Origin of the sequence: Chryseobacterium sp. SG20098 (genome assembly GCF_031844745.1) — a bacterium.
Taxonomy (GTDB): Bacteria; Bacteroidota; Bacteroidia; order Flavobacteriales; family Weeksellaceae; genus Chryseobacterium; species Chryseobacterium cucumeris.
The window spans coordinates 1,144,914-1,156,731 of record NZ_CP134622.1 but is presented as its reverse complement, the minus strand read 5'-3'; the positions used below and the strand labels follow the sequence as shown (position 1 = coordinate 1,156,731).

Sequence of the window (11,818 nt, the reverse complement as noted above, 5' to 3'; positions counted from 1 at the left end):
CCCGTTCTTAAAATCAGTTCGTTCAGATAATCCGGAACATTCAGACATCCCCCTTACGATAGCTTTGTACCATACAATTTAAACTTATGGATACCAAAGAATCATATGCAGTCGTCACGGGAGCAAGCCAGGGACTTGGAAAATCATTTGCTGAAAATCTTGCAAAACAAAAAATCAATGTCATTCTTATAAGTCTTCCGGATCAGAATCTCAAAGAATTATCTGTAAAGCTCGAGAAACAGTATGATATAAAAGCTCGTTACTATGAAACAGACCTTTCTGTGCATGAAAATGTAATGAAGCTTACAGAATGGCTCAACTGTTCTTTTGATGTTCATATTCTGATAAATAATGCAGGGCTTGGAGGAACGAAAAAATTTACGGAAGCTTCTTCGGATTATATCAACACGATTTTACAGGTAAATGTAGCGGCCACCTCACTGATGACACATCAGCTGCTTCCTAACCTTTTAAAACAACCCAAAGCCTATATACTGAATGTGTCAAGTATGGCTGCTTTTTCTCCCATTGGTTTTAAAACTGTATATCCTGCTTCTAAAAGCTTTATTCATTCATTTTCAAGAGGACTGCATGAAGAATTGAAAGATACCAATGTTTTTGTAAGTGTTGTTAATCCCGGGGCAATGAAAACCAATAAGGATGTTTGTGAAAGAATAGAAAAACAAGGTTTTATGGGAAGATTAACACTTTTGAATCCTGATAAGGTAGCTTCATACAGCATCCGGCAATTATTTAAAAAAGATTCCGTAATTATGGTGAACCCAATCAGCTGGCTGGTGATGAAAATTTTACCCATATGGATCAAGTTACCATTAATGACCCAGGCCATAAAAAGAGAAATCGAAGCATGAAAAAAGTGTGTGTAACCGGAGCAACAGGGCTTCTGGGAACTAATGTTATCCTTAAATTATTACAAAATGGTTATTCTGTTACTGCTCTGGTGCGCCAAAAAAGCAGCTGGCTGGGCGAAGAAAACGAAAATCTGAAGCTTGTGGAAGCAGACCTTCTGTGCGATATTTCAGTGTACCTGACCGATATGGACTGTATTATTCATGTGGCGGCAGAAACACGCCAGAATCTTATCCGCTATGATGAATACAGAAAAGCGAATTACGAAGCTGTTGTGAATCTGTTTACCCATGCAGAATTGATGGGTGTAAAAAAGTTTTTGTTTGTGAGTACAGCCAATACCTTAGGATTTGGAAACACTGCATTTCTAGGAAGTGAAAAAGCACCCCAAATCTATCCTTTTACCCATTCTTTATATGCGCAAAGTAAGCTGGAAGCGGAAGAATATCTTTTAAAAAATAGTAAGAATACGGATGTTATCATTGTTAATCCCACCTTTATGATCGGAGCATATGACAGCAAGCCAAGTTCCGGGAAAATCATCTTCTGGGTATGGAAGAAAAAACTGATTTTTTATCCGAAAGGAGGGAAGAACTTTGTTCATGTGGAAGATGCAGCCAACGGAGTAGTAAATGCCGTTGAAAAAGGAAAGAATGGCGAAAAATATCTTCTAGCTAATGAAAACTTAAGCTACAGAGAGTTTTTTAAGAAAGTGAATCGGATTACCAGGCAAAATCCAATCATGATCCCAATTCCCAACAAACTTTTAAGTTTCCTTGGATTAATTGGTGATGTTTTGAGAAAATTTAAAATTAAAACAGATCTGAGTTCTTCCAATATGAAAGCTCTGCAGATTAGTAATTATTATTCTAATCAGAAATCAATAGAAGAGTTGGGAGTTCAATACCAGCCTATTGATAAAGCGATCAAAGATGCTGTTCAGTATTTTATTGAAAATCCTGTTAAAAATAAAAAAACCAGCTCCTAAAAGCTGGTTTATCCAATTATCTTGTGATTTTCTGAGTTACATTTTTATTGGAAATAACACAGGCTTTGCTGCAGTTATTGGCACTTGAAATATTAACCTGTACCAATGCCGGCAATGACCTGTACTCTTCCTTGTTGTAAGGCGCTTCAGTACCACTGCTTCCACCTCCTTTAATATCATATTGTACCTGGGCTACTCCTGTGAATCCTGCCGCAGGTTTGAAAGAGAGTGCTCCGGTAGTAGGGAAATAGGTCCATGTTCCCTGACTGTTGGTATAAACCCCTCCTGTGATATTAGGAATTACAGCTCCATTGTTATCCAGAAAACGGAATGAATTAAAATCAAGGTTGTTATACGAAAGGGTTGGCGGGTTTTGTCCACTTGCAGACGAATAAGCTGCATCATTAAGTAAAGGGTAGTAGATTGACTTTATCCCCGGGCAACCTGCAAACAAATCATCTGTTACTTCAGCAGCATAAGGTCTTGTAACCCCTAAATTTTTCAGTAAATGTATGTTTTTAGCAGCTCCGGTAGATGCTGCAAATCCAATTCTGAAAGTAGAAGGAGGCGAAGTATCCAGAGTCCTTACCGTAGTGTTGGAAATGGTAGTCTCGGTATATTTCAGTGAAGTAGGGTAGTAATAATTGTCAATCACCTTTTCTTTCACCGTTCCGTGCTGGATTTCCAAGGTTATATTGTAACCGCCTGCCGGATTGGGAACAAGGGTAACATATGCTTTCCGGAATCTTGCATCATTTTCATTCTGAGGAATTGTAGTTCCGCCACTTTCAATGCTGAACTGTTGAAATGCTGTATTTTTAATACCTATATATTTTCCTGTTGCCGTATCCAGATAAGCAGATCTGTTGCTGCTGGATGGTAAAGCATTGGTTGCGATACTGTAAAGCAGCGGATAACCGTTATATCCTGCGGGCTCAGCTGAAGACAGATACTGGTTTCCACGTTTTCCTCTTAAAGAGACATTGCTTCGCCCATCGGCTAGGCCTACTCCAAATATTCCGTTTCTAACCCTTTCACCTTGGTTAAAGCTTGTCTTAAAATTTCCGAATTCATCCAGACCTATTCCCAGATAGCCTCCTCTCAGTCCTTCCGTAGATTCTCCACCACGTACAAAACTATATCCTAATCCTCCACCAAAATATCCGAGATTAAGCTGGTCTTTCGGAATAGATCCATCTACCAGGAATATGGAAATTCCATCTCCTCCGTTGGTATTTCCTCCATAAATGGCAAATTCAAACTCGAACTTGATTCCCTGGTCACTTTTGAAAATTTTATCAGCAAGTATCACTCCTCCTGAAATATTATTGACACTTCGGGTAAGTCTTAATCCGTCCGTAGTAAAGGTAGCGTCATTCTGAACACCGCTGGTAGCCACCTTATAGGCTTCCTGAGGCTGTAATCCCTGTGTGAAATTAACAAAGTACGGATAACCGGTTCCCTGTTCATTTTGTGCCTGAATATTTTGTGAGAAAATAAATAAGGAAAAAATAAACAGATATCTTTTGTATCGTAAAATTGAGCTGTTTTTTATCATCACTCAATTATTTAACAACGAAAATAATATTGATAAAAGAACAGTCTGTTGCTGCAGCTTTTACATCATAAGTCATTACTCCATCATCAGAAATAGAAATATTACTGAATACATTAGGATCTGCATCTGTTACATAATAGTAAAGATCTTTACTGGATGGGAAAAAAGGAATTGAAGCGGGAGCACTGGTACTCTTTGCTTTTGGAGATCCAAACTGAGTTTTATACAATGTATATAAATCTTTGGTTCGACCATTGGCTGTTGTGGAAGTGTCAAAAGAAACACTAGGCATATAAAACATTTTTACGGCATTGCTGCTGATACAAAGCCAATCCGGTTTGAGAGGAGTACCGATATTCTGACTTAAACATTTCTTATCTGTATCGTAGATAAGAAGCGAGTTGGCAGGATTGGCAATAGCATCTCTTTGGACTGTAGTCAGTCTGGGTATCAGCATACCTTTATTTTGGCTGTAAACATCCAGAATTGCACTTTGATCAGGTATGGCTATATTAATCCCTACTTGAGCGAAAGAAAATGAACTGGCGAAAATGATTGGTAGAAATAATTTTTTAATCATGATGTCTTAATAATTTTTTATCTGTGTGTATGTTTTTTGGGGAAAGAATATTTTTAGGCTTAATTCTACAAAGGCAATAGTTATTACTGACACATTCATTAAAACAATGAATTGTTCTGCTCAAATAATAGCCAAATGAGACCTTTTGTTCAAAAGCTCACCAACAGATATAGCAAGTAATACTTCATAAAGAAATATCTTATGCCCACCTGAGCGGTTAGTCGAAAAAATAAATTGATTATGTAGCCGTATAAGCTCTTAAATAAGTAAGATTCATATTCCCTCGTGTTTTTTGCAAATATACAAAGAAATATTCATGTGTTTGTGTTTATAGAATTAATTCTAAACTTCTCTTAATAATTAACATATTTTGGTTTAAATTTTTACATAATTTACAAATCAATAAGATGGTTTTTATTATGCAAATCTTTCTATTCTACTAAGAAATCTTAAAATATGATGATATTGAGGTGTAGATATTTTAAAATAACGAAAAATATTAGTATTTTTAATATTAAAGGATTGAGAAAGACTCTACTTTGAAAAATTATTCAATGCATCATTCAGAGTGCTTACAAAATTAACATGTCCTGTTTTATTACTTTCAAAAATAAAATCCTTCATGCTCTTACTTTCATGTTTACTGAAATCACCTATAATAGCTAATCCTATACGATAGTTTGAGAACTTTTGAAGAATCTCTCCCGCCATTTTTGTTTTTAAATCAAAGAATTCAGAGGTAATGTTTTTTTCATGAAGAATGACTTTATCAAACCCTTGATAATAGATATCTCCCATAAGATCCAGTCCGTCTTGTGCAGACTGGATAATGATGTCATCAGAAATAATTTCTGCAATTTTTATCGTGTTGATTTCGTGTGATTTGATGAACATGGTATGGGTAATTATTTATTTCTTTCCATAAATGAATCTATCATTTTCAGATAAATCCTTTAATAATTGAGCGTTAGAAAAATCCAGATATAATTCCAGCGTTTCAGGACCCAGTTTCTGATTGATTTCCAGAAACAGAAGTCCATTCTCATTTAAATACTTTTTAGCATCTTCCGCAATTTTTCTGTAAAAGATCAAAGCATCTGAAGTAGGAGAGAATAGAGCCATTTTAGGTTCAAACTCTTTTACAGAATCAGCAATTTCGATCTCTTCTTCAATCCCGATGTAGGGAGGATTTGAAATGATGATGTCGTAATTTTCAGCCAGTTCAAAATTGAGATAATCAGCATGAATGAATTGGATTTCCAATTGGTGGTACTCTGCATTTCTTTTGGCTGTTTTCAATGCGTTTTCAGAAAAATCAATAGATGAAACTTCAGCTTCCGGAAAATGTTTCTTTAAAACCAGAGGAATAATTCCGCTTCCGGTTCCTATATCCAGAATCTTTAAACCTTGAACCTTAAACTTTGAATCTTTAATCTCCCTGATAGCCATCTCCAACAGCTCTTCAGTTTCAGGGCGGGGAATCAGAACATTTTCATCCACAAAGAATTTCATTCCGTAAAATTCTGTTTCACCCAATATCTGCTGATAAGGCCTTCCGGTTTTAAGTTCCGAAACAAGGTGATACAATTTTTCTTCATCGTCAATCAAAAGTTCCTTTTCAGCGAATCTTCTTTGCTGAAATGAATCAAAACCTACAATTTGCTGAATGAATAAAGATGATAAAAACATACTTTCCGACTCTGTATAAAGATCGGAAAGTTCTGTCTTGAAATATTTTTTAAATACTGAAATTGTCATTTATCTTGTAAAAATCAGTTTTGTATCTGTAGACTTTTCTTCATCAATTCTGTATCCTTCATAGTTGAATGCTTTTACATCCTCCAGTGTTTTGGCATTGGTTTCTGCACAGAATCTCACTACAAGACCTCTGGCATGCTTGGTATACACAACAATGGTCTTCAGTTTTCCATCTTTTAATTCATAGAAATCGAAATCGATCACGGTATGGTTCAGTTTCTTTCTGTCGATTACTTTTCCATACTCATTGCTGGCAAGCTGAAGCAGGACTTCTCCTTTTTTCATTTCAGAATTCAATTGTTCCGTAATCTTTTCTCTCCAGAATTCATACAGGTTTTTGTATTGCTCAAATTCAAAAGGACGACCCATTTCAAGCCTGTAAAGCATCACTTTATCAGAGGGCTTCAGTAAACCGTAAAGCCCGGAAAGTATTCTATAATTTTTCTGCAGGTAATCTACAGCATTCTTATCCAGTGTTTTGGCATCCAGTCCTCTGTAAACCTCTCCTGTAAAGGCAAACATTGCGGGAGCAGATTCTTTCGCTGTAGGTTTGGATTTCCATTTTTGATTTCTTTCCCAGTTTTCATCAGCAAGCTTAGGTGAAATTTCCATCAACTCAGAAAGATATTTAGGCGATTTTTCTTTTAAATAAGATTGTATCAATGCTGCATCTTCAATGAATCCTGGAGTAGAAGATTTCAAAAGATCTGTTGAATTTTCCACGTTCATTAATTTGGCAGGAGATGTTATAATTTTCATAATGTTAAAATACAGATAAGTGTTTCATATCAATAAAATTCATCATCATCATGGCAATAAAATCAATCATAAAATGACAGATGATCAGAATTTTAATATTTGAATAGCGTTTATAAAATATAGCAAACACGATTCCGATAAAGAAAGGTCCGAGAACCTGGCTTATGGTACCGTAAGTACTATGTAAAATTCCAAATAACACCGATGAAATAACAATTGCAACGGTGGGGTTGTTGTAGATTTTTTCAAGCCTGGACTGTACATAGCCCCGCATCAGCAATTCCTCTACAATAGCAGCGGTAAGGCATGTAAAAATAACTAAAAAATAGTTATTTCTAAAAATGGGAACAAGGTTGAGAAGCTTATTGCTTATTTTTTCCTCTATAAAAAACAGGATGACTGCATTCAGAATTCCTCCGCCAATCAAACAGATAAAATATAAGCTCAGTACAGCTTTGACATAAAATGCAGCTGAATATTTTGTCTCTTCCTTAAGTAAAAAAGCACTTTTTTCAACAAAAATAGTGTAGAGAAATACGAGAATGAGAATTATCCATAACGTAATTCTGCTGAGAAAGAAATTGACTTCTGTAATTCCTTTTATTCCGGTTATCCTTGTGACAGCCGGAAAAGCATACAGCATTGCTGCAGCTAAAATAGTAAACGTGAGTAAAATCCCTACAGCATATTTCCCGGTAAGACTCATAATTCAGTATCCTAAACCTTGAACTTTGAATTAAATGATCCCTTTTCCCTGACGGATAATCTCCGGTTCTCCTGAAGTAAGGTCTACAATAGTAGAAGCCACATTATCTCCATATCCTGAATCAATAACAATATCTACCAGATGATCATATTTTTCTGCAATAAGTTCAGGATCGGTAGAATATTCGATAATTTCATCATCGTCTTTAATGGAAGTAGAGGCAATCGGGTGACCTAGTTTTTCAACAATAAGCTGAGGGATCGGATGGTCAGGAACACGGATACCAATTGTTTTATGTCCTTTATATGCTAAAGGTAAACTTTTATTGGCTTCGAGAATGAAAGTAAACGGTCCGGGAAGATGACTTTTCAGAAATCTGAAGACAGAGGTATCGATAGGTCTTGTAAAATCCGAAAGATGGCTAAGATCATTACAGATAATTGAGAATTTTGACTTCTCAAGCTTCATTTTTTTGAGCTGAGCCAGTTTTTCCATGGCTTTGATATCAAAAATATTACAGCCTAAAGCATAAATCGTATCAGAAGGATAGATAATCAGCCCGCCGTTGTTTAAAGTTTTAATAACCTCATTCACAAGATTTTCCTGTGGGTTGTCCGGATAAATTTTTAATATTTTTGCCATAAAACAAAGATACAAATAATAAAATAGTTTTCATAAAAGTCCTTTATTTAAAAGAAAAATTAGGATTTGTAAAAAATATTCGTACCTTTGCAATCCAATATCGCGGGATGGAGCAGTAGGTAGCTCGTCGGGCTCATAACCCGAAGGTCATCGGTTCGAGTCCGGTTCCCGCTACTAAGTAAGTACTTTCGGTAAGTACTCTAAAAATATACCGCGGGATGGAGCAGTAGGTAGCTCGTCGGGCTCATAACCCGAAGGTCATCGGTTCGAGTCCGGTTCCCGCTACTAAGCAAGTGCTTTCGGTAAGCACTCTAAAAATACACCGCGGGATGGAGCAGTAGGTAGCTCGTCGGGCTCATAACCCGAAGGTCATCGGTTCGAGTCCGGTTCCCGCTACTAAGCAAGTGTTTTCGGTAAACACTCTAAAAATATACCGCGGGATGGAGCAGTAGGTAGCTCGTCGGGCTCATAACCCGAAGGTCATCGGTTCGAGTCCGGTTCCCGCTACTAAACGAAAGAGAAGCAGTAAGTATTGCTTCTCTTTTTTTATTCATTTCTCATCGTTTCATTTGTTTTTCCATTGCTGATAAGCTTCTCTCATACAATGACCACACGGACGATAGCCATTTTCTAAAGCTTCTTTCTCACCTGTAAAGAAAACCCTGTTTTCCATCTTCATTCTTTTTCCTGATCGACAGCTGAGTAATCCGTAGATTTTCAATTTTTTATTCCCTCCATAACAAATGTCTCGATGGTGGATTTTATTTCTAAGACTTTCGGCTGTGATCTGAGAATGCTGAATCATAGTTCACTTATTTAATAATTAGCTGGTTGCATCATGGAAGATAATTCCTAACGCATATCGGTTTCCTTCTCTCACTTCACTTACTCCATGTTTCATATTCACTCTGTAGTATCCTTTGGTCCCTTTTTCCGGTTTAAATTGAGTTGTAAAAATAAGCACATCCCCTTTTTTAGGTTTTAAAACAATGGCTTTTGACTGTGCTCTCGGAATCTGTTGGGTAAGCACAAACTCTCCGCCTGTAAAATCTTCGTCAGGTTCACTGAGCATTAATACAATTTGGATAGGAAAGCAGATATCTCCATATAGATCCTGATGTAAGGTGTTAAATCCACCTTTTCCATATTTCAAAATTAAAACCGTAGCTTTTTGCTGGCCGTTAAGATGACATTGATCTAAGAACTCCTGATGATCTGAAGGAAATTGAGTGTCGATATGTAAAGCTTTAAACCATGCATTGGCAATAGAAGCCAAATATGGGTAAATGGTTGTCCGTATGGTTTGAATAATTCCGGGTAATGGATAAGTAAAATATTTATATTCCCCCAAACCAAAACGATGTCTGGCCATGACGACTGTTTTACGATAAAGAGAAGAATGATCGTAATCTGATTTTAATAGTTCACATTCTTCCTCAGACAGCAGATCAGGAATGATGGCATATCCGTTTTGATGTATTGTTTCCGTAATGTGTTGCCAGTCTGTATTTTTGATGGTATGAACAATGTTTTTCATTGGTTTGATTTTATTCTGCAAAAATCTATAGTTCCTCAGAACAATACAATCCGAAACATGCGGTATTCATTGCGAAATTTAATAAAGATCAGGGTAAGTCTGTCTGGACTATGGTTTTAATATGATTCTGGATGATATCACTGGTCTTGTTTAAAGTTATTTTTGCCGTGTTAATAAAAATAGATATAACGATGAATTACATGATTAAAAAGGCAAGTCTTGAGGATCTTGATGAAACGGCTGGATTGTTCAATCTTTACCGTATTTTTTACAGACAGGAATCGGATCTTGAAAAAGGGAAGGCTTTTCTCAAAGAACGGTTTTTAAACAGTGAGTCTGATATTTTCCTTGCTGTAGCAGACGGAAAAGCCGTAGGATTCGTACAGCTTTACAAATTATTTCATTATACCAGATTGCAAAAACAATGGCTGTTAAGTGATCTTTTTGTTCATCCTGATTATAGAGGGAAGGGGCTTTCTGTGGCATTAATTGACCGCAGTAAACAATGGTGTGAAGAAACAGGAGCGTGTGGACTGATGCTTGAAACCGAAAAAACAAATGATATAGGAAACACGCTGTATCCACGCTGCGGGTTTGAATATGACGGACTGCATAATTACTACCACTGGTGGAAATAGAATAAAGTAAGTCAAACGTAATTGTAGAGCACCTTTTTTGAGGTGCTTTACTTCTATAATGAGAAGTAGTATTAGTTCTACAGTTTTGAACATTTAATTCTACAGGTATTTTCAGCCAGCAGAAGGCTATAGTCCTATTTTTGTAAAGCTCTTACAGATCATGGGTAGGACAGTTGATCTGTAGAGTGTATGCAAAAAAATCTCTGCCTAATTTTCTACTTTTTCCCCAAGGGTTTTATGATTAGTACCACAAAACTGCTTTTTCCGGCGGAGATTTTTTGCTTTTGAACAAAAAAGAGAACCACAATTGCGGTTCTCTTTTTTATTTTTAATATGATTTAGATGTTATTGTGCCAGTTGAGCGTAAGGAGTAAGCTTGTTGTCATCAGACATTGTCTGCCCTAAAAAGTCTCTTTTCTGATCCGCTTTCATTCTTCCCGCAGCATCGTTTGCATTGAAGTAAGCTTCACTTAGTTTTGTAGCAATATCAGCAGGTTTGAATTCAAATTTTGTATCTCCTTCAACACCCAGATATCCGTTCTTTCTTGTAAGGTTAGTAATATAATTATTATAATTGATCATCGTACCTCTCAACATATTGTTGTGGTATTCCATACATTTTTTAGCTTTTTTAGAAGAATTGTTCAGGATACAGTTTTTCATATTGTTTCTGTATAAAAACCATTCAGACTCTAAAATGCCATATTCTCTACCCAAAGCAATCTTTCCGTTATTCAAAATATTATTATCGCCTTCTTTTGTAGAGATCGTTTGAAGATGCTGAATAACCAATGGAACGGTATCTTCGATTTTTGATTTTGTATCTTTTAATATACTAAGATCGGCAGCAGGAGAACCTTTCTTTTGTGCTGTCGTAACATTGAAAATAAGCAGTAATAGTACAATCAATAAATTATATCTTTTCATGAGAAATTTTTAAAGCACTAAAATAAATATAATTTCCCGGTTAAAACAAATACATTTTAATATTTATTTAATAAAATTTAACAATTCTATAATGTATATGAACCATTGTTGTAAAAATGACGTCTTCAAGTTCTTTATTGACATGATTTTTGCAATTTAAATTGTTAATACAACTCAATTCGTGCATCCGAATTGACATTTAGTGTGAAAAAATATTTTGTAGAAGGATAAAAAAACACTACTCATAATGATAGTAGTGTTTTGTAAAGATTATTTATTTGAAATAATGAGTGATTTTATCACTTTCAGGAACCACTTTAGAGTCGAAATGTTCCAGTAATTTTCCTTCCGGGCTGATCAGAAACTTGTTGAAATTCCAGCTTATGGTGGCGTCCATTACTCCATTTTGAGATTTGTGAGTAAGATAATCGAATACAGGAGTGATTTTTGAACCTTTCACATCCACTGAAGTGGTAAGTGGGAAAGTGACTCCATAGTTCTTTTCGCAGAAAGATTTGATATCAACATTGTCATGAAATTCCTGATCTGCAAAATTATCAGAAGGGAAACCTACCACAACCAGTTTATCACCATAATCCTTGTAGAGTTGCTCCAATCCTTTGTATTGAGGAGTGTATCCACATTTGGAGGCTGTGTTTACAATAAGAATGTATTTTCCTTTGTATTCAGAAAAATCAATTTTTCCGCCGTCGATAGATTCAATTTTAAAATCGTAAATTGATTTTGCAGGTTTTGTACCTCTTGAATCATCCGATTTAATAAATGACGAAAGGCTTATAATCCCTATAAGCACCATTCCGATAAAAAGTATTTTTTTCATTTAGAAAAGATTTT

14 protein-coding genes and 4 tRNA genes are annotated in these 11,818 nt (G+C 35.8%); 7 read left to right on the top strand and 11 right to left on the bottom strand.

Going from position 1 to position 11,818, the window contains the following annotated elements:
* The first annotated feature begins 86 nt into the window (after nucleotides 1–86).
* Together RHP76_RS05300 and RHP76_RS05295 are read left to right on the top strand one after the other, a co-directional pair.
* Entirely contained in the window at nucleotides 87–872 is a 786-nt protein-coding gene (locus RHP76_RS05300; RefSeq protein ID WP_311229653.1) for an SDR family NAD(P)-dependent oxidoreductase, read from the top strand.
* On the top strand, nucleotides 869–1,858 hold the full coding sequence (locus RHP76_RS05295; RefSeq protein WP_311229652.1) for an NAD-dependent epimerase/dehydratase family protein: 990 nt from the start codon (nucleotides 869–871) through the stop codon (nucleotides 1,856–1,858). Before RHP76_RS05300 ends, RHP76_RS05295 begins: the two co-directional genes overlap by 4 nt.
* Before the next feature lie 16 nt (nucleotides 1,859–1,874).
* Here RHP76_RS05295 and RHP76_RS05290 read toward each other — a convergent pair whose 3' ends face one another.
* The 7 genes from RHP76_RS05290 to RHP76_RS05260 all read right to left on the bottom strand — a co-directional run bounded on the left by RHP76_RS05290 (nucleotide 1,875) and on the right by RHP76_RS05260 (nucleotide 7,861).
* The gene (locus tag RHP76_RS05290; RefSeq protein WP_311229651.1) at nucleotides 1,875–3,416 is read right to left on the bottom strand and encodes an L-type lectin family protein; all 1,542 of its coding nucleotides are present in this window, start codon (nucleotides 3,414–3,416) and stop codon (nucleotides 1,875–1,877) included.
* Between the two features lie 7 nt (nucleotides 3,417–3,423).
* Nucleotides 3,424–3,996, bottom strand: coding sequence for a phage tail-like protein (locus RHP76_RS05285; RefSeq protein ID WP_311229650.1), 573 nt, complete (start codon nucleotides 3,994–3,996; stop codon nucleotides 3,424–3,426).
* Nucleotides 3,997–4,530: 534 nt separating this feature from the next.
* On the bottom strand, nucleotides 4,531–4,890 hold the full coding sequence (locus tag RHP76_RS05280; RefSeq protein ID WP_062675137.1) for a DUF4180 domain-containing protein: 360 nt from the start codon (nucleotides 4,888–4,890) through the stop codon (nucleotides 4,531–4,533).
* 15 nt (nucleotides 4,891–4,905) lie between these two features.
* Nucleotides 4,906–5,754 (bottom strand): peptide chain release factor N(5)-glutamine methyltransferase, encoded by an 849-nt coding sequence (gene prmC, locus RHP76_RS05275; protein ID WP_311229649.1) that lies wholly within the window; start codon nucleotides 5,752–5,754, stop codon nucleotides 4,906–4,908.
* Nucleotides 5,755–6,513 carry a peroxide stress protein YaaA gene (yaaA, locus tag RHP76_RS05270; RefSeq protein ID WP_311229648.1) on the bottom strand — a complete coding sequence of 253 codons (759 nt, stop codon included), beginning with the start codon at nucleotides 6,511–6,513 and terminating at the stop codon, nucleotides 5,755–5,757. It abuts the gene before it with no gap.
* A gap of 4 nt (nucleotides 6,514–6,517) precedes the next feature.
* Nucleotides 6,518–7,219, bottom strand: a complete 702-nt coding sequence (locus tag RHP76_RS05265; RefSeq protein ID WP_311229647.1) for a CPBP family intramembrane glutamic endopeptidase — start codon at nucleotides 7,217–7,219, stop codon at nucleotides 6,518–6,520.
* Nucleotides 7,220–7,249: 30 nt separating this feature from the next.
* Nucleotides 7,250–7,861 carry an L-threonylcarbamoyladenylate synthase gene (locus tag RHP76_RS05260; protein ID WP_034696488.1) on the bottom strand — a complete coding sequence of 204 codons (612 nt, stop codon included), beginning with the start codon at nucleotides 7,859–7,861 and terminating at the stop codon, nucleotides 7,250–7,252.
* 101 nt (nucleotides 7,862–7,962) lie between these two features.
* Here RHP76_RS05260 and RHP76_RS05255 point away from each other — a divergent pair.
* The 4 genes from RHP76_RS05255 (at nucleotide 7,963) to RHP76_RS05240 (ending at nucleotide 8,368) form a co-directional block, all read left to right on the top strand.
* Nucleotides 7,963–8,035: transfer RNA gene (locus RHP76_RS05255), tRNA-Met, on the top strand.
* A gap of 38 nt (nucleotides 8,036–8,073) precedes the next feature.
* A tRNA-Met gene (locus RHP76_RS05250) sits at nucleotides 8,074–8,146 on the top strand.
* Nucleotides 8,147–8,184: 38 nt separating this feature from the next.
* Nucleotides 8,185–8,257: transfer RNA gene (locus RHP76_RS05245), tRNA-Met, on the top strand.
* A gap of 38 nt (nucleotides 8,258–8,295) precedes the next feature.
* Nucleotides 8,296–8,368 (top strand) — tRNA-Met (locus tag RHP76_RS05240).
* A gap of 58 nt (nucleotides 8,369–8,426) precedes the next feature.
* Here the strand turns inward: RHP76_RS05240 and RHP76_RS05235 are convergent.
* Nucleotides 8,427–8,666, bottom strand: a complete 240-nt coding sequence (locus RHP76_RS05235; RefSeq protein ID WP_311229646.1) for an Ada metal-binding domain-containing protein — start codon at nucleotides 8,664–8,666, stop codon at nucleotides 8,427–8,429.
* 18 nt (nucleotides 8,667–8,684) lie between these two features.
* Nucleotides 8,685–9,398 carry a 2OG-Fe(II) oxygenase gene (locus RHP76_RS05230; RefSeq protein ID WP_311229645.1) on the bottom strand — a complete coding sequence of 238 codons (714 nt, stop codon included), beginning with the start codon at nucleotides 9,396–9,398 and terminating at the stop codon, nucleotides 8,685–8,687.
* Nucleotides 9,399–9,589: 191 nt separating this feature from the next.
* Between RHP76_RS05230 and RHP76_RS05225 the strand changes: the two genes are divergently transcribed.
* A complete protein-coding gene (locus RHP76_RS05225) occupies nucleotides 9,590–10,036 on the top strand; it encodes a GNAT family N-acetyltransferase (protein ID WP_311229644.1) in 447 nt (148 codons plus the stop codon).
* Between the two features lie 345 nt (nucleotides 10,037–10,381).
* Here the strand turns inward: RHP76_RS05225 and RHP76_RS05220 are convergent, their stop codons facing one another.
* Both RHP76_RS05220 and RHP76_RS05215 read right to left on the bottom strand, forming a co-directional pair.
* Nucleotides 10,382–10,963, bottom strand: a complete 582-nt coding sequence (locus tag RHP76_RS05220; RefSeq protein ID WP_311229643.1) for a hypothetical protein — start codon at nucleotides 10,961–10,963, stop codon at nucleotides 10,382–10,384.
* 274 nt (nucleotides 10,964–11,237) lie between these two features.
* Nucleotides 11,238–11,804: a glutathione peroxidase gene (locus RHP76_RS05215; protein WP_034695630.1), complete on the bottom strand. Its 567-nt coding sequence runs from the start codon at nucleotides 11,802–11,804 to the stop codon at nucleotides 11,238–11,240.
* Between the last annotated feature and the right edge of the window lie 14 nt (nucleotides 11,805–11,818).